10 protein-coding genes and 1 riboswitch are annotated in these 16,054 nt (G+C 71.7%); of the genes, 5 read left to right on the plus strand and 5 right to left on the minus strand.

Translation table 11 applies throughout. The annotated features are described in order from the left end of the window. Positions 1 to 91 precede the first annotated feature (91 nt). Both metG and NMK44_RS38570 read right to left on the minus strand, forming a co-directional pair. A complete protein-coding gene (gene metG, locus NMK44_RS38565) occupies positions 92 to 1,816 on the minus strand; it encodes a methionine--tRNA ligase (protein WP_254752284.1) in 1,725 nt (574 codons plus the stop codon). 138 nt (positions 1,817 to 1,954) lie between these two features. Beyond that, positions 1,955 to 3,760 carry a VWA domain-containing protein gene (locus NMK44_RS38570; RefSeq protein ID WP_254752286.1) on the minus strand — a complete coding sequence of 602 codons (1,806 nt, stop codon included), beginning with the start codon at positions 3,758 to 3,760 and terminating at the stop codon, positions 1,955 to 1,957. A gap of 258 nt (positions 3,761 to 4,018) precedes the next feature. Here NMK44_RS38570 and NMK44_RS38575 point away from each other — a divergent pair, with 258 nt between their 5' ends. Continuing rightward, complete coding sequence (locus NMK44_RS38575; RefSeq protein WP_254752288.1) at positions 4,019 to 6,100, plus strand: PhoX family protein; 2,082 nt, start codon at positions 4,019 to 4,021, stop codon at positions 6,098 to 6,100. A gap of 293 nt (positions 6,101 to 6,393) precedes the next feature. Then, entirely contained in the window at positions 6,394 to 7,431 is a 1,038-nt protein-coding gene (locus NMK44_RS38580) for a LysR family transcriptional regulator (protein WP_254752369.1), read from the plus strand. Here the strand turns inward: NMK44_RS38580 and NMK44_RS38585 are convergent. Beyond that, positions 7,410 to 8,480: an endonuclease/exonuclease/phosphatase family protein gene (locus tag NMK44_RS38585; RefSeq protein ID WP_254752290.1), complete on the minus strand. Its 1,071-nt coding sequence runs from the start codon at positions 8,478 to 8,480 to the stop codon at positions 7,410 to 7,412. The genes NMK44_RS38580 and NMK44_RS38585 overlap by 22 nt on opposite strands. 155 nt (positions 8,481 to 8,635) lie before the next feature. Further along, a riboswitch (FMN riboswitch) is annotated at positions 8,636 to 8,766 on the plus strand. A 120-nt stretch (positions 8,767 to 8,886) separates the two neighbouring features. Between NMK44_RS38585 and NMK44_RS38590 the strand changes: the two genes are divergently transcribed. Then, a complete protein-coding gene (locus NMK44_RS38590) occupies positions 8,887 to 9,540 on the plus strand; it encodes a 3,4-dihydroxy-2-butanone-4-phosphate synthase (protein ID WP_254752292.1) in 654 nt (217 codons plus the stop codon). Between the two features lie 28 nt (positions 9,541 to 9,568). On the opposite strand, the gene NMK44_RS38595 is transcribed toward NMK44_RS38590, so the two are convergent. Next, a complete protein-coding gene (locus tag NMK44_RS38595; RefSeq protein WP_254752294.1) occupies positions 9,569 to 11,116 on the minus strand; it encodes an ATP-dependent DNA ligase in 1,548 nt (515 codons plus the stop codon). Between the two features lie 85 nt (positions 11,117 to 11,201). Here NMK44_RS38595 and NMK44_RS38600 point away from each other — a divergent pair, with 85 nt between their 5' ends. Further along, entirely contained in the window at positions 11,202 to 12,488 is a 1,287-nt protein-coding gene (locus tag NMK44_RS38600) for a PP2C family protein-serine/threonine phosphatase (RefSeq protein WP_254752296.1), read from the plus strand. A 28-nt stretch (positions 12,489 to 12,516) separates the two neighbouring features. Here NMK44_RS38600 and NMK44_RS38605 read toward each other — a convergent pair whose 3' ends face one another. Further along, the gene (locus NMK44_RS38605; RefSeq protein ID WP_254752298.1) at positions 12,517 to 12,945 is read right to left on the minus strand and encodes a DUF7144 family membrane protein; all 429 of its coding nucleotides are present in this window, start codon (positions 12,943 to 12,945) and stop codon (positions 12,517 to 12,519) included. Between the two features lie 230 nt (positions 12,946 to 13,175). Between NMK44_RS38605 and NMK44_RS38610 the strand changes: the two genes are divergently transcribed. Further along, a complete protein-coding gene (locus NMK44_RS38610; RefSeq protein ID WP_374215403.1) occupies positions 13,176 to 15,929 on the plus strand; it encodes a SpoIIE family protein phosphatase in 2,754 nt (917 codons plus the stop codon). The last annotated feature ends 125 nt before the right edge of the window (positions 15,930 to 16,054 follow it).

Below are 16,054 nucleotides of genomic sequence, written 5' to 3' on the forward strand. Positions count from 1 at the left end.
GGACTCACTGGGGCCTCGGCGGGACTAACCGCCCGGGGGCCGGGCGCGCACCGGGCCCGCGCGCCCGCCCCCGCGGGCGCGCGCCGGGAGCTCACGCGGTCGGCTGCTCCGCGCCGCCGAACCGCTCCCGGTAGGACTCCAGGTCCTCTTCGGTGATCTTCGCGAACAGCACCGGCGGCACGGTGAACGCGGTGCCCGCCGGAACCGACGCCAGCGCCCTGGCCTCCTCCTGGCTCACCCACGGTGCGGTGTCGTCGGCCAGCGCGAACGCCGACCGCATGGCCCGCGCGGACGCCGGGATGAACGGCTCCGAGACGATCGAGTAGAGGTGGATCAGGTTCATCGCGGTGCGCAGGGTGAGCGCCGCGGCCTCCTGGTCGGTCTTGATCTCCAGCCAGGGGGCCTTCTCCTCCAGGTAGGAGTTGCCCGCGCTCCACAGGGCGCGCAGCGCGGCCGCCGCCTTGCGGAACTGGAGCGCGTCCATGTGCTCCTCGTACTCCGCGAGCAGCCGTCCGATCTCCTCCCCGAGCCGCTCCTCGGCCGCACCGGCCGCCGTGCCCGCCGGAACCTCGTCGCCGAACCGCTTGCGGGAGAAGGACAGCACCCGGTTGACGAAGTTGCCGAGGGTGTCGGCCAGGTCCTTGTTGACCGTGGCGGAGAAGTGCTCCCAGGTGAACGAGGTGTCGTCGGACTCCGGGGCGTTGGCCATCAGGAAGTAGCGCCAGTAGTCGGCGGGCAGCAGCTCCAGCGCCGCATCGGTGAACACACCGCGCTTCTGCGAGGTGGAGAACTTACCGCCGTAGTACGTCAGCCAGTTGAACGCCTTGACGTAGTCGACCTTCTTCCAGGCGTCCCGGGTGCCCAGGAGCGTCGCCGGGAACATGACCGTGTGGAACGGGACGTTGTCCTTCGCCATGAACTCGGTGTAGCGGACGCTCTCGTCCACGTCGTACCACCACGACTTCCAGTCGCGGTTCGCCGGGTCCTGGTCCGCCCACTCCTTCGTGGCACCGATGTACTCGATCGGGGCGTCGAACCAGACGTAGAAGACCTTGCCCTCGGCCGCCAGATCCGGCCAGGTGTCGGCCGGGACCGGGACGCCCCAGTCCAGGTCACGGGTGATCGCCCGGTCCTGGAGCCCCTCGGTCAGCCACTTGCGGGCGATCGACGAGGCCAGCGTCGGCCAGTCCTTGCCGTGCTCGTCGACCCAGGCGCCGACCTCCTCCGCCAGCTTGGACTGGAGCAGGAACAGGTGCTTGGTCTCGCGCACCTCGAGGTCGCTGCTGCCGCTGATCGCCGAGCGCGCGTCGATCAGGTCGGTCGGGTCCAGCACCCGGGTGCAGTTCTCGCACTGGTCGCCGCGGGCCTTGTCGTAACCGCAGTGCGGACAGGTGCCCTCGATGTAGCGGTCGGGCAGGAAACGGCCGTCGGCGTTGGAGTACACCTGACGGATCGAACGCTCCTCGATGAACCCGTTCGCCTTCAGCTCACGGGCGATCGTCTGGGTGATCTGCACGTTCTGCTCGGAGGAGCTGCGGCCGAAGTAGTCGAAGGAGAGCCCGAAGCCGTCGTAGATCGCCTTCTGCGCGTCGTGCTGCTGGGCGCAGAACGTGTCCACCGGCAGCCCCGCCTCCTTGGCGGCGAGCTCGGCCGGGGTGCCGTGCTCATCGGTGGCACAGATGTAGAGCACCTCGTGGCCGCGCCGGCGCATATAGCGGGAGTAGACGTCGGCCGGGAGCATGGACCCCACCATGTTGCCCAGGTGCTTGATCCCGTTGATGTAGGGAAGGGCGCTGGTGATGAGGTGTCGAGCCATTGCAGGCTGCTCCCGGGTCGATACTGTGGGTGACTTTTTCCGTTACGAGCTGCCCATATCGTATCGGAGCACGGGGGGCCGCCCGCGCGGGTATTTCCCCGCTGCGGACGGCCCCCGGTGCCGGTTGCCTGACCTGCGTCAGCCCTTGACGGCGCCCGCCGTACGGGCCGCCTCCAGCCAGCCCGGGAACTTCCGCACCAGCTCCGTGAACACCTCCGCGTCGGGCACCGCGCGCGGGTCCGGCCCCGCGTGGAAGAAGCCCGTGTTGTCCACGGCGCGCTTCTCCGGCACGGCGAGCGCGGCCGAGCTGTCCAGCTTGCGGAGGAAGTCGAAGCCCTTCGCCTCCGGGTCGCCGAACGCGATGAACTGCCAGAACAGCGGCAGCCCGGCCGCCGCGCACAGCGCCTTCTCCGCTGCGGGCTTCCCGGTGGGGGCGCCGTCCGTCTGGAAGATCACCAACGCGGGGTCGGTGGTACCGGACTTCTTGTGGTGGTCGATGACCGCGTCGACCGCCGTGTGGTAGTTCGTCCGCCCCATGTGGCCGAGCGCCCCGTGCAACTCCTCGATCCGGCCGGAGTGGTTGGCGGCGTCGATCTCGGCGGTGCCGTCGATGTCGGTGGAGAAGAAGACGACGGGGACGGTGCCGGTGTCACTGCCGAGCTGGGTGGCGAGGGCCACGGCCTGGTCGGCGAGGTGCTGGACGGTGCCGTCCTTGAAGTAGCCGCGCATCGACCCGGACCGGTCGAGCACGAGGTAGACGACGGCGCGGGTGCCGGTGAGGCCCTGCTGCGAGATGGCCTCGGCGGCGGCGGTCCGCAACCCGTCGAGCGCCGGGGCCTTCGCCTTGGCGGCGGCCGTCTTCTTGGCGGCCTTGGGCTTGGCCGCGGCGGCGGTCTTCTTCGCGCCCCCGACCGCCGTGGCGGTGGCGGTCTTCGCCGCCGAAGCCTTGGTCCTGGCCGCAGGTGCCGCGGCGGTCTTGGCGGCCTTGGCCTTGGCCTCCGCCGGGGCGGCAGCGGGCTTCGCCGCCTTGTCGTCCGCCTTCGCCGCGGTGGCTTCCGGCTTCGGCTTGGCCGATGCGTCCTCGTCGGTGGTCGCCGTCCCGATGGGCTCAGCCTTAGCGGCGGCCTTCGCGGGCGCGGTCTTCGCGGTGGTGGCTTCCGCCTTGGGCTCGGCCGATGTGTCGTCGTCGGTGGCGGCCTTGGCCGCCTTGGCTGCCGGGGCGGCAGCGGGCTTCGCCGCCTCGCTGTCCGCCTTCGGCGTGGTGGCTTCCGGCTTCGGCTTGGCCGATGCGTCCTCGTCGGCGGTCGCCGTCCCGGTGGGCTCCACCTTGGCTTCCGCCGGGGCAGCTTCGGCTTTCGGCTGGTCCGACGCCCCTTCGCCGGTGGCGGCCGTGGCGGGCTCCGGCTTCGGCTTGGCCGATATGGCCTCGTCGGCGGCCGCCGCCTCGGCCTCCGCCGGTGCGGCTTCCGGCTTCGGGGCGGTCGGCGCGGCTTCGTCGGCTGCGGGCTTCGCCTGGGCGGGCTCGGTTGCCGGGGTGGCGGCGGTGGTCTCAGCGGGCTCGGCCGCGGGCGCGGCGTCGACCGCGGCCTCCGCTTCGGCAGGGGCCTCTTCTGCCGAAGCGTCCGCGTCCCGGTCGGGGGAGCCGAGGATCTCGTCCAGGGTCTTCAGGGGTTCCGACAGGGCCGGGTCGGCCGGGGTGTCGTCGGCTGCACGCTGTGCCGGGGGCTTGGGCGGCGCGGGCTCCTCGGTCGTCACAGCGGTGTCCGCCGTCCCGGCCGCCTGCTCGGCGGCCTCCGAGGCGGCGTCCGCGGCGGCGTCCGCGGAGGCCTCCGTTTCCCCGGGCTGGGGGTCCGGGACAACTGCGGCCTCCGGCGTGGCGGTGTCCTCCGCCGTCGTGTCCCGGGAGCGTCCGAAAACTTTGCGCAGTAGGTCCCGTATGCCCATGGGAGATGCCTCTCACGTGTCGTGTGCGGTGCATGGCGGTGCATGACCGTGGTGCCGAAAGGCTAGCGGGCCGCCCGGCCGCCCTCCTCCGCCGATTCCGGTCGCCGGTCGTTCACTCGTGGTTCACGAGCCGGACGCCGCACCGAGGTTCGGCGCCCATAACTTCGCGCCGGAAGAGGATTCCGACGCGATGTCGGTTCGGGCCGCGCGAGCGGGTCCCCCAGAAGCCTTACGTGACACCCTTACGGAGGGGAAGACGTGCGCAAGCTACTGCCGCTCATCAGCGCGCATCCGGGCGGTCGTTCCGCGCTGACCTGCCGGTACCGCTGTGGTGACGCCTGTTTCCACGAGGTGCCGAACACCAGCGGAAACGAGTACGTGGGCGATGTCATCGCGCGCTCCGCGTCGCGCCGTTCGCTGCTGCGGGCGAGTGCCGTGGTGACCGTGGCCGCCGCGACCGGGGCCACGGCGCTCGGCGGCGGGGCCCCGCGGGCGGCGGCCGCCGCGCCCGCCGCCGCACCGACGGCCGCTCGCGCGGCGGCCGGGGGCCGGGCCGCTCGGGGGCTGCGGTTCACCCCGGTCGCGCCGAACACCGAGGACACCGTGGTCGTCACCGAGGGCCACGACCAGAACATCGTCATCCGCTGGGGCGACCCGATCCTCCGGGGCGCGCCCGCCTTCGACGCGGACCACCAGTCGGCCGAGGCCCAGGCGGGGCAGTTCGGTTACAACAACGACTACATGGCCGTCCTCGACGTTCCGCATGAGCGGGACCGGCAGCTCCTCGTGGTCAACCACGAGTACACCGACGAGGTGCTGATGTTCGCGGGATACGACGCGGACCACCCCACCCGGGAACAGGCCGAGATCGGCTGGGCCGCGCACGGGCTGTCCGTGGTGGTGGCGCAGGAGGACCGCCGCCTGGGCAAGCTGACCGCGGTGAACCGTCACCGCCTCAACCGGCGGATCACCGGCACCACACCGTTCGAGGTCACCGGCCCGGCGGCGGGCAGTGAGCTGCTGCGCACCTCGGCCGACCCGGCCGGCCGGCGCATCCTGGGCACGCTGAACAACTGCGGTGGCGGCATCACCCCGTGGGGCACGGTGCTCTCGGGCGAGGAGAACTTCAACCAGTACTTCGCGAACGGCGGTTCGGTCACCGACCCGACGACGGCCGCGCGCCTCAAGCGCTACGGCATCACCGGCGCCGCCTCCGAGCGCAAGTGGGAGCGTTTCGACAAGCGCTTCGACGTGGCGCGGGAGCCCAACGAGTCCAACCGCTTCGGCTGGGTCATCGAGATCGACCCGTTCGACCCGGACTCCACCCCGCGCAAGCTGACCGCGCTGGGACGCTTCAAGCACGAGGCCGCCGAGCCGCGGCTGACCGAGGACGGCCGCCCGGTCCTCTACATGGGCGACGACGAGAAGTTCGACTACTTCTACAAGTTCGTGTCGTCCAAGCGCATGATGAAGGGCTCCAGCCGGGCCGCGCGCGAACACAACCGCACGCTGCTGGACGAGGGCACGCTCTACGTCGCCAAGTTCACCGGTGACAGCCCGGCCTCCGAGATCGACGGCAGCGGAAAGCTGCCGGAGGACGGGGAGTTCGACGGCGGCGGCCGCTGGATACCGCTGGCCAGCGGCGACACCTCGTTCGTGGACGGTATGACCGCCGAGGAGGTGTACGTCTTCACGCGGATCGCCGCCGACAAGGCGGGTGCGACGAAGATGGACCGTCCCGAGGACGTCGAGCCGAGCCCGCGCACCGGCCGGGTGTACATCGCGCTGACCAACAACTCCGACCGCGGCAAGGACGGCAAGGCCCCTGTCGACGAGGCCAACCCGCGCAAGAGCAACAAGCACGGCCAGATCCTGGAGCTGACCGAGCACCGCGACGACCCGGCCTCGCGCCGCTTCCGCTGGCGGCTGTTCCTGGTCTGCGGTGATCCGGAGGACCCGGCCACCTATTTCGGCGGCTTCCCGAAGGACCAGGTCAGCCCGATCTCCTGCCCGGACAACCTGACCTTCGACTCCTACGGCAATCTGTGGATCTCGACGGACGGCAATGCCCTGGGCAACCACGACGGGCTGTTCGGCGTGGCCACCGCGGGCCGCCGTCGGGGTGAGGTGAAGCAGTTCCTGACCGTGCCGAACGGTGCCGAGACCTGCGGTCCGATCGTCCAGGACCGGCGGGTGCTGGTGGCCGTGCAGCACCCGGGGGAGCTGGACGGGGCGAGTGTGGAGAACCCCAAGTCGAGCTGGCCGGACGGACCGGGGAAGCTGGTCCGTCCGTCGGTGATCAGCGTGTGGCGGCGCGACGGCGGCGCCATCGGCGTCTAGCGGCGCGGAGCCGGACGGCCCCTGGTCCCCGCCCGGGACCAGGGGCCGTCCGTCCGGTTCGGCATTTCTCTGTATCAGCGGCTTTCCGCCGATTCCGCATCCCGGCGTTCCCTTTCCGCGCAGTTATCAATTCCGGGTAACCATGGGGATCCGTGACTAAACTCGTCAGTCCTGAAAATCGGATGGTGAGTGAAAGCGGGGGAATCATGTCGGAATCGGGTGCGCTCGGACCTCCGGCCACCGGCGGCCAGAACAGGCTTCTGCAGAGTCCGCTGGCGTTGATGGACACCACGATGGACCAGCTCCGCACGCTGATCGTGGTCCATGAGGCGGGAACGGCGCTGGGAGCGGCGCGCGTTCTGGGACGTGAGCAGTCGAGTGTGCAGAAGCAGCTCGACACCATGAACCGCAACTTCCGTGAGCTGTGCGGCGAACCGCTGGTCCGCAAACAGGGACGCGGCAAGGACGTGCTGTTCACCGGCACCGGCGAAACGCTCGTCGCCCTGGCGCGCGGCACGCTCGGCGACTGGCTGGAGGGGATCCACGAGTCACGGCGGCGGCTGGGCAGAACGCTGGTGGTGGGCACCACCCGTTTCACCCTCGGCTATCTGGCGGACGCCGGGGAACGGGTCGCCGTGGAGTTCCGGGAGCGCGGTATCGAGCTCAAGGTCGGCCATGTCCGCACCCGCGATGTGCTGGCCAGACTGCGGGCCAAGGAGGTGGATCTGGTCTGCGGCAGTGTGGTGACCAGACCCGGTGGCGACCCCGAACTGGACGACTTCGATGTGATGGAGTGGCGCCGCAACGGTGTCTCGCTGCTGACCAATCTGCCGGAGGAGGAGCTGCCCGGCCCGACGGTCGAGGCGGGGGCGCTGCGCGAGCTGCCGCTGGTGATCTCGGCGAGCGGGCTGATGAACGGGGTGCTGCACACCTGGTTCGGTGCCGACTACCGCACCCGGCTGCGCGTCGCCGCCGAGATCGACACCGTCAACTACGGGTTCGAGCTGCTGCGTTCGGGGTTGCTGCGGGGCTGCATGCTGGTCACCAAGGGGGTCGCGGACGCCGCGGGCGATCCCCGGGTCGGCCAGGGGCGGGGGCTGCGCGCCGTGGAGCTGGTCAATGACACCGGGCCGCGGCTGGAGGTGCTGCTCGGCGCCTTCACCCGGCGCGGTGAGCGCGCCGAGCTCGATCCCTCCCATCCGCTCAACCGGCTGTGGGGCGCGCTGGCGCTGGAGGACGCGCGGTGGCGGCGTGAGCAGCGCTGGCCCACGGAGGGGCTGGAGCCCGATCCGTTCGAACTGGCCAACTCCTATGACCCGAGCGAGAGCTGAGCGCTTCCGTCACCCGACTCCGGGACCCGGTGCAGATCCAGGGTGACCAGCAGGGCCCGGTGGTCGGTGTCCGGCAGATCGAGGAAACGCGCCGTACGCGGCCGCAGGGCCCCGCTGACCAGGACGTGGTCGATCTGCGTGCCCAGCAGCGGTGTTGTGGCGGTCGGCCAGGTGGGGGTGCGGGACCGGCCGGCGGTCGCCGCGGCGTCCCGCATCCCGGTGTCCAGGACGGCCCGGAAGGCGGCGTGGTCCTGGGAGGCGTTGAAGTCCCCGGCGATCAGGGTGGGTTCGGGGCTCCGGTGCGCCGCGTACCCGCGCAGCCGCCCGAGTTCGGTGCGCCAGGTGTCCAACTGCCCCGGCATCGGCGGCATGGGGTGGGCGACCTGGATGTGCAGCCGTTCACTTGCGATCCGCGCGACCGACCGGGGCATGGCCAGCTCACCGCGCAGCCCGGCCCCGTCCTCCAGCGGGAACCTGCTGAGGATCGCCGAGCCCTCGGCGGGGCTGCCGGTGATGACGTTCCGGTGCGGATACGCCTCGCGGACGGCCGCCGAGCCGAGCGCGACAGCGCAGCGCACATCGCATTCCTGGACGGCGACCACGTCCGGCCGTTCCCGGCGCAGGGTGCGCAGCAGTCCGTCGGTGGCCCCGCCGAACTCCAGGTTGGCGGTCAGCACCCGCAGCCGGGCGACGACCGGGCCGTCCGGCACCGGCGCCCCGCTGTCGTAGGGCTGGATGAACCAGGTGGTGGCCGCGGCGGTGGCCAGCGCCCAGCCGTATCCCAGCGGCCAGCGCGCGACCACGCTGAGCAGCAGTCCGGGCGCGACCGGGACCAGCAGCCAGGGCAGGAACGCCAGCAGTTGGGGGACCGGGGTGATGCCGTCGGTGCAGGCGGCCCGGCAGCCCACCACCACGCCGGTCCCGGTGAGCGGGAGCGCGGCGCACCAGGCCGCCGCCCGCCGTCCGCGCCCCTCGGGCAGCCGCGTCAGACGGCGGGCGGCGCTCCGGACGGGTGCGGTGGTGCGGTCCTCCGCGACAGTCGTCTCCACGCCGGGTCCTCTCGATCGGAGCGTGCGCCCGCATTCTCCCCCGGACCGGGCGGCCCGGTATGGACATGATCTTGTGTAGTCAACGGCACACGGCGTGTGAGGATTGACACTGCGTCAGTGGTTTGGTCTGTGCCAAGATGTTCTCCAGCGTTTATTCGCGTGCTCCGGGGTCGGTGAAAATCCGAACCGGCGGTGACAGTCCGCGACCCGGCCGAATCCATCGGCCGGCCGATCCGGTGGAATTCCGGGACCGACGGTGACAGTCCGGATGGGAGGAAGTACGCGGCGGCATCCGTGCCGCACGGTGGCGCCCGCCGGACGGCGGGGCCCGGTCCGTGCGCCGCGCCGCCTCCGCCCGCGTCCCCGGAATCGATCCGCAGGGAACCGCGCAGGAGGGCCACACCCCATGGCAGTGATGGAGCAACCGGTCGGGACGGAACGTCTGCTGGCCGTGGAACAGGCGAGTGAGGCGTTCGCCGAAGGCGGCTTCGTGGTCGTCGTCGACGACACCTCGCGGGGGCGCGAGGGCCATCTCGTGCTCGCCGCGGAACACACCCATGAGGGCGCCCTGCGCCAGATGCTGGACCATACCTCCGGCGTGGTGTGTGTGGCCCTGCCGCACGACCGCGCCGCCCGGCTGGCACTGCCGCAGATGGTGGAGGAGAACACCGGTCTCCGGTCGACCGCCTTCACCGTCTCCGTCGATCTGCTCGGGCCCACCACCACCGGCGGCTCCGCCCTCGACCGCTCGCACACCATCCAGGCGCTCGCCGATCCGCGCACCACACCCGGCCAACTCGGCCGCCCCGGCCATGTCTTCCCGGTGCGCGCGGTGCCCGGCGGAGTGCTGGAGCGGGCCGGACACCCCGAGGCGGCCGTCGATCTGTCCCTGCTGGCCGGACTCTCCGGCGTCACCACGATGTGCGAGGTCGTCCGCGCCGACTGGAACACCGCGGGCCACGGAGACCTCAGCAGACTGGCCGCGAGCCGTCTGATGCCGATGATCTCGGTCACCGATCTGGCGGCCTACCGGCTGGCCGCGCGGGCGCTGGGCCGCTGAGCCCGCGTCCGCCCACCTCCCGGCGTCCTCATCCCCCGCCGTCGCGCCGCAGCGCCAGCACCGTGTCGACGGTGTCCGCCTGGTCCGCCGGTTTGTCCTCGCGGTAGCGCAGCACCCGGGCGAACCGCAGGGTGACGCCCGCCGGATAGCGCGAGGAGCGTTGCAGCCCGTCGAAGGCCACCTCCACCACCAATTCCGGCCGCACCCGGACCACCCAGCCGTCGTCGCTGACGGCGATGGCGAGCAGCGCCTCGGTCTGCCAGGACAGCAGCGCGTCGGTGAGCCCCTTGAAGGTCTTGCCGAGCATCGCGAACGTGCCGTCCGGCCGCCGCGCGCCCAGATGCAGATTGGACAGCTTGCCGGTGCGCCGGCCGTGCCCCCACTCCGCCGCCAGCACGACCAGGTCCAGGGTGTGCACGGGTTTGACCTTCAGCCAGGCCGCCCCGCGCCGCCCCGCGCCGTACGTCGACTCCAGCCCCTTGACCAGCACCCCTTCATGGCCCCTGGCCAGTACGTCGGCGGCGAACTCCCGGGCCGCGCGTCGGGTTCCGGGGTCGTCCGGGTCCTCGGCCACCAGCCGCCGCACCCGCCGCGGCTCGGGCGCCACCCGGACCAGTTCGCCGTGGCGCTCGCGGGCCGGGAGCGCCAGCAGATCACGGTCGTCCACGGCGAGCAGGTCGAAGAAGACCGGGGACAGCGGCAGCGCGGCCGAGGCCCCGGCCACGTCCAGCCGGGAGCCCACCCGCGCGGAGGTCTCCTGGAACGGCCGCGGCCGTCCTTCGGCATCCAGTGAGATCACCTCGCCGTCCAGGACCGCCCGGTCCACCGCCAGCTCCCGCGCCGCCCGGACCACCTCCGGCAGCCGTCCGGTGATCTCGTCCAGGGTGCGGGTGTAGACGTGGACGTCGTCGCCGTCCCGGTGCACCTGGACCCGGATGCCGTCGAGCTTCTCCTCGACCGCGCACGGCCCCAGCCGGTCCATGGCCTCGTCGAGGTCCTTGGCGCTCTGCGCCAGCATCGGCAGCACCGGCCGCCCCACCTCCAGCCGGAATCCGGCCAGCGCCTCTGGGCCGCGCCCCAGCAGGGCCTCGGCCACCGCGCCCAGCGACCCGCCCAGCATCACCGCCCGGCGCACCTCCGCGGGCGGGGCCCCGGCCGCCGCCGCGAGCCCCTCCACCGCCAGTGCCTCCAGTGCGCCCTGCCGCAGCTCGCCGCCCAGCAGCGCCAGCAGGAAGCGCTGCTCGTCCTCGGTGGCGGCGGCCATCAGCTCGCCCACCATGCGTTTGCGGGTCGCGGCCGCTCCGGTGCCGGAGACCGCCGCGATCCGGTCCAGCGCCTGGTGCACCTGCGGCACCGTGAGCCGTGGCTCGGCGGCGGGCTCGTACCGCTCCCGCAGGGTGGACCAGCCCACCCCGGTGCGGCGCTGCGGCAGTCTGCCGGAGAGGTAGGTGATCACCACCGGGGCCTCGGCCGGCTCGGTGCGGCGGAACAGCCCGGCCAGGGCGGCGGTCTTCGCCGAACGCGAGGAGGTGGCCGCGACCTGCCGGGAGGTCCGCGCGACATCTGCCAGCAGCATGGATTCAGCGTGCCCCGCCCGAGGCCCGGCCGCACCCGGGCCGGAGGCGCCCGCCGAGGGGCCAGGGTGGCGGAAGCGGCATACATTGGCAGGGAGGGGGCCGGGCGGCAGACCCAGGGAGCGCGCCACGGGACCGCAGATCGACTATGAGGCTCTCTTCGAGGCCATCCCGACCCCGGTGCTGATCCTGGGACGCGACCTGGTCATCGTCGCGGTGGACGACGCCTATCTGCGGGACACCCAGCGCACCCGCGAGGAACTGATCGGGATGTACGTCTTCGACGCCTTCCCCGACAACCCCGGCGACCCCGATCACAGCGCCACCCGCAGTCTGGAGAACTCGCTGCGCCGGGTGCTGCGCACCGGGGAGCGGGACATCATGGGGCTGATGAAGTACGACATCCCGGTCATGGGGGAGCCGGGGCGGTTCGAGGAGCGGTACTGGAGCACGATCAACACCCCCGTACTGGACCGCGAGGGCCGGGTGGAGCTGATCGTGCACCGGGTCGAGGACGTCACGGAGTTCGTCCGCGTCCGCGAGCGGGGGGCCGTGGAGGGGACGCCGCTGAGCCTGCGGGCCGAGACCATGGGCGCCGACGTCTACAGCCGGGCCCGTGAGCTCCAGGAGCTGAACGAGGCGCTGCGGGAGGCGCACGCCCGGGAGCGGGAGACCGCGCTCGCGCTCCAGCGGGCCATGCTGCCCAGGAGCTCATCGGAGGAGCATCCCTACGCCGCGGTGCGCTACCGCCCCGCCGTGGGCTCGCTCAATGTGTGCGGCGACTGGTACGAGCTGACCGAGCTGTCCGCGGACCGGATCGCCGTCGCGGTGGGGGATGTGGTGGGGCAGGGGCTGGAGGCGGCCTGTGTGATGGGGCAGCTCCGCAGCGCGCTGTCCGCCGCGACCCGGGTGGCGGCCGGGCCCGCCCAGGCCCTGGAGGTGCTGGGGCTGTACGCGCACTTCGTCGAGGGAGCGCTCGCCGCCACCGCCGTCCAAGTGGTGATCGACTCCCGGGCGCACAGCGTGGTCTACAGCTGCGCCGGCCATCCGCCGCCCGCGCTGCTGCGCGCCGACGGCCGGGTGGAGCTGCTGGACGCGGCGACCGATCCACCGCTGGGCGCCCGGACCGAACAGGTGGCCCGGCCGCAGGCCGATGTCCACTACGACCCCGGGTCCACCCTGGTCCTGTACACCGACGGGCTGGTCGAGCGCCGGGACGAGGACATCGACGCCGGACTGGAGCGGCTCACCACCAGCCTCGCCCGGCACAGCGGACTGGGGCCCGAGGCACTGGCCGACGCCGTGCTGGAAGACCTCGGTGTCACCGGCGGCCCGGCCGCCGATGACACCGCGCTGGTCGTCATCGGGCTGTAGGGGTCCCGCGGGGGTGCCGTGAGCGCGCTCAGGCCGTGCTGCGGCTCTCGCCGGTGCACAGCGCCCAGATGACGAAGCCGTCCACGACGAGCAGGACCATGGCCCACACCGGGTAGTACGGCAGCCAGAGGAAATTGGCGATCAGGGCGAGTCCGGCGAGCACCACACCGGTGACCCGCGCCCACATCGCCCCGGTGAACACGGCCAGGCCGGCCACGACGAGGACGATGCCGAGGATCATGTGCACCCAGCCCCATCCGCTCAGATCGAACTGGAAGATGTAGTTCTGGGTGGAGACGAATACCTGGTCATTGGAGACGGCCGCGATGCCCTGGAACAGGGTCATCAGACCGCCGAAGATCATCATGACCGCGGCGAAGACGAACCGTCCGCTCACGTCGCCGTGCGTGCGCGGGGTGGCGGCTCCTGTGTGAACTCCACCGGCGTGACTGGCCATTTCGGGCTCCTTCATCAGGCGCTATCGAAGACCACATGGTCCCGATGAGGGGCAATTCAGGTGAAATGTCCCGTATTCAGGTTTACACAGACCACCCGGGTCGGCACCCCGCGTGGTGAGCGCCCGCCGGGGTGATGGAGGGTCACCAACCCATTACGGAATGTGTTCGAGGCGGGTGGCGGCCGGGCGGGAACTCGCCTTCCCGGGGTGCGCGGTGTAGATGTAGGGGTATGGCCCGGTATATGGGTCGATCGTGGGCTGGCCGTATGATCCCCGGTCGGCGCCCACGGAGTCAGCGGCGTGAGCGCCCGGAGGTGGCGGGGCGGCGCGCGCGGTCGCGGCTGAGCGTCCGCAGCGTCGCCGGTCAGGTCTTCGTCCTGCAACTGGTGATCGTGCTGCTGCTCGGCGCCGCGGCCACCGTGGCACTGGTGCTCCAGGTGCGCCATGACGCCGCCGAGGAGGCGCAGGGGCGTTCGCTGGCGGTGGCCGAGACGTTCGCCGCGTCCCCCGGGATCATCTCGGCGCTGCAGAGCCCCGATCCGACCGAACGGCTCCAGCCGAAGGCCGAGGCCGTCCGCAAGAAGTCCAACCTCGACTTCGTCGTGGTCACCGACAACCAGGGCATCCGGATCACCCACCCCAACCCCGAGCGCATCGGCCAGCACTTCATCGGCACCATCAAGCCCGCGCTGGCCGGCCGACCGGTGATCGAGACCGTGCAGGGCACCCTCGGCGAGGTGAGCCAGGCGACCGTCCCGGTCTACGACAACCACCACCACGTCCTGGGGCTGGTGAGCGCCGGGATCCTGGTCAAGAAGGTGAGCGGGCTCGCCGACCGTCAGCTCCCGCTGCTCATCGGCGCCGTGCTCGCCTCGTTCGCCCTCGCCACCGGCGGTACCGGGCTGGTCAGCAGACGCCTCAAACGCCAGACCCGGGGGCTGGACCCGGTCGAGATGACCCAGATGTACGAGCACCATGACGCGGTGCTGCACTCCGTCCGCGAGGGGGTGCTGATCGTCGGCGGCGACGGCCGTCTGGTGCTCGCCAACGACGAGGCGTCCCGGCTGCTGGACCTGCCGCCCCGGCCCGAGGGGCGCCCGGTGGACGACCTCGGTCTTGAGCCCCAGATGGCCGATCTGCTGATCACCCGGCGGGTGGTCACCGATGAGGTGGTGGTGGCCGGTGACCGGCTGCTCGCGGTGAACAACCGCCTCACCGACCGTGTCGGCGGGCCGCCCGGCAGTGTCGCCACCCTGCGCGACTCCACCGAGCTGCGCGCCCTCTCCGGCCGCGCCGATGTGGCGCAGAAGCGGCTGAAGCTGCTGTTCGACGCCAGTGTGCAGATCGGCACCACGCTCGATGTGGGCCGGACCGCGGAGGAGCTGGCGCAGGTGGCGGTGGACCGGTTCGCCGACTACGTCACCGTCGACCTGGCGGAGCCGGTGCTCCGGGGCGAGGAGCCGCTGCCGGTGAGCGGGGTGGAGATGGTGCGGGCCGCGGTCTACGGCGTCCGCCGCGACCACCCGTTCTATCCGGTCGGCGAGCACTTCACGTTCGTCGCCTCCACCCCCCAGGCGTGGGGCTACGGCAGCGGGCGGCCGGTGGTGGAGACCGATCTCGCCGCGGCCCCCGGATGGCAGGCCCAGGACCGCGAGCGGACCGCCAACATCATCGAGCACGGGGTGCGGTCCCTGGTCACCGTGCCGCTGCGGGCCCGCGGTGTGCTGCTGGGGATGGTCAACTTCTGGCGGATGAAGGAGCGCGAACCCTTCGAGGACGAAGAGGTCTCCCTCGCCGAGGAGTTGGCCTCGCATGCGGCGGTGTGCATCGACAACGCCCGGCGCTACACCCGCGAGCACACCATGGCCGTCACCCTCCAGCACAGTCTGCTGCCGCGCGCCCTGCCCGCCCAGAACGCCCTGGACGTCGCCTTCCGCTACCTCCCGGCGGAGTCGGGGGTGGGAGGTGACTGGTTCGACGTCATCCCGTTGCCGGGCGCCCGGGTGGCGCTGGTGGTGGGGGATGTGGTGGGTCATGGTCTGCATGCGGCGGCGACGATGGGCCGGTTGCGGACGGCGGTGCACAACTTCTCGACGCTGGATCTGCCGCCGGACGAGATCCTGTCGCATCTGGACGATCTGATCGCCCGTATCGACCAGGACGAGAGCCCCCGCTCCCTCGAGAGGGTCGGGGGCCTGGAGGCCGCGGGCGAATCGATCATCGGCGCCACCTGTCTGTACGCGATCTACGACCCGGTGACGCGGAGTTGCACGATGGCGCGGGCCGGCCATCCGCCGCCCGCGGTGGTGAGCCCGGACGGTTCGGTGGAGTTCCCCGATCTGCCCGCGGGACCGCCGCTGGGCCTGGGCGGGCTGCCGTTCGAGACCGCCGAGTTCGAACTGGCCGAGAACAGCAATGTGGTGCTCTACACCGACGGTCTGATCGAGGACCGCCGCCGGGAGATCGACACCGGTCTGGAGCTGCTGCGCGACGCCCTCTCCCACCCCGGCCGGAGCCCCGAGCAGATCTGCACCCATGTCCTGGACGAGATGCTGCCCACCACCCCCAGCGATGACATCGCGCTGATCGCCGCCCGGACCCGGGTGCTGGGCGCGGACCGGGTGGTGGCCTGGGAGGTGGCCTCCGATCCGGCGGTGGTGGCCGAGGTGCGCGCCGGGGTGCTGCGGCAGCTTGAGGAATGGGACCTGGAGGAGTGCGCGTTCACCGCCGAGCTGGTGCTGAGCGAGCTGATCACCAACGCCATCCGCCACGCCACCGGCCCGATCCGGGTGCAGGTGCTCCGTGACCGCTCGCTGATCTGCGAGGTGTCCGACACCAGCAGCACCTCACCGCATCTGCGCTATGCGACGACGACCGACGAGGGCGGCCGGGGGCTCTTCCTGGTGGCGCAGTTCGCCGAGCGCTGGGGTACCCGCTACACCTCCTCGGGCAAGGTCATCTGGGCCGAACTGGCCCTGCCCTAGAGGTTGCGGGGGCCGAATGGCGGCGCGGGCCCGGACGATGACGGAGACGTTCACGTTGACAGCGTTCCGTGGAGGTCATGTGAGGGTTCGCCCGCTCCTGGACGCCATCTCTCCGATCACGGGGC

This window comes from Streptomyces cucumeris (genome assembly GCF_024295805.1).
GTDB lineage: Bacteria > Actinomycetota > Actinomycetes > Streptomycetales > Streptomycetaceae > Streptomyces > Streptomyces cucumeris.

Coding starts and splice junctions, on each gene's coding strand:
- metG (WP_254752284.1), bottom strand. CDS start 1,816: ATGGCTCGACACCTCATCACCAGCGCCCTTCCCTACATCAACGGGATC.
- NMK44_RS38570 (WP_254752286.1), bottom strand. CDS start 3,760: ATGGGCATACGGGACCTACTGCGCAAAGTTTTCGGACGCTCCCGGGAC.
- NMK44_RS38580 (WP_254752369.1), top strand. CDS start 6,394: ATGGACCAGCTCCGCACGCTGATCGTGGTCCATGAGGCGGGAACGGCG.
- NMK44_RS38590 (WP_254752292.1), top strand. CDS start 8,887: ATGGCAGTGATGGAGCAACCGGTCGGGACGGAACGTCTGCTGGCCGTG.
- NMK44_RS38595 (WP_254752294.1), bottom strand. CDS start 11,116: ATGCTGCTGGCAGATGTCGCGCGGACCTCCCGGCAGGTCGCGGCCACC.
- NMK44_RS38605 (WP_254752298.1), bottom strand. CDS start 12,945: ATGGCCAGTCACGCCGGTGGAGTTCACACAGGAGCCGCCACCCCGCGC.
- NMK44_RS38610 (WP_374215403.1), top strand. CDS start 13,176: ATGGCCCGGTATATGGGTCGATCGTGGGCTGGCCGTATGATCCCCGGT.